An 869-nucleotide genomic window follows, 5' to 3' on the forward strand; every position below is an offset into this window, starting at 1 on the left:
TGTCGCACCGCACGCTCATCAGCGAAAAGGCGCGGTAGCTCGTGCTCGAAATCCTGGACGACCCGGATATCCTTGTTGCGCGCCCTCAACTCCATCATGTGACAGCAGTCCTCGACGATACCAAGCAGCATCACCGGTTCTTCATTGAGCTGGTAGCGGCCGGCCTCGATGCGCGAAAGGTCGAGGATCTCGTTGATCAGGTCGAGCAGATGCTGACCGGATTCGTGCACGTCATGGGCATAGTCGCGATAGGTGGGATTGCTCATCGGCCCCAGCACCTCGTTCGACATCACCTCGGAAAAACCGAGAATGGCGTTGAGCGGCGTGCGCAATTCGTGGCTCATCGAAGCGAGGAACCGCGATTTCGCCAGATTGGCGTCTTCGGCCCGCCGCCGCGCCTCGTCCGACATCGATTTCGCCGTCTCCAGTTCAGCGATCAGCGCATCCTTTTCGGAGCGGAACGACAACATCATCAGGGACGAGTGGTTGAGATGACGGGCCACATAGGCGAAGAACGGCAGCGAAACGACCAGCAGCGCGGCCATGATCGCCTCGACCGGCATCCATAGCTTGGCGCCGGCATAAGCGTAGAGCGCCACGGGAACGGCAAAGGTCGCCAACAGCGCCCCGCGCAGAGACGAGGTCATCACCGCGGTCGCCGCCATGGCGAACAACAGCACCACGGCCTTGACGATGTGGAACGGATCGACCTCGCAGACGCTGCAGCCAAGCCACACGAACCATGCCCAGCCGAGACCGCACAGGAAATGGCCGATCAGGAATTCCCGTCCTGCTTGCGAAGGGTTGAGCTCGGAAGCTTCGGTGCGCTCGATGCGCCGCGCCATGAAGGCAACGATAGTGTAGCAGGT

Annotated in this window: 1 protein-coding gene; it reads right to left on the minus strand. The window is 61.1% G+C overall.

Translation table 11 applies throughout. The annotated features are described in order from the left end of the window. A partial coding sequence (locus EN749_RS39300) for a histidine kinase dimerization/phospho-acceptor domain-containing protein (RefSeq protein WP_281061963.1) occupies window positions 1-869 on the minus strand: 869 nt, incomplete at both ends.

The organism is Mesorhizobium sp. M7A.F.Ca.ET.027.02.1.1 (genome assembly GCF_004022985.1).
Classification (GTDB): Bacteria; Pseudomonadota; Alphaproteobacteria; order Rhizobiales; family Rhizobiaceae; genus Mesorhizobium.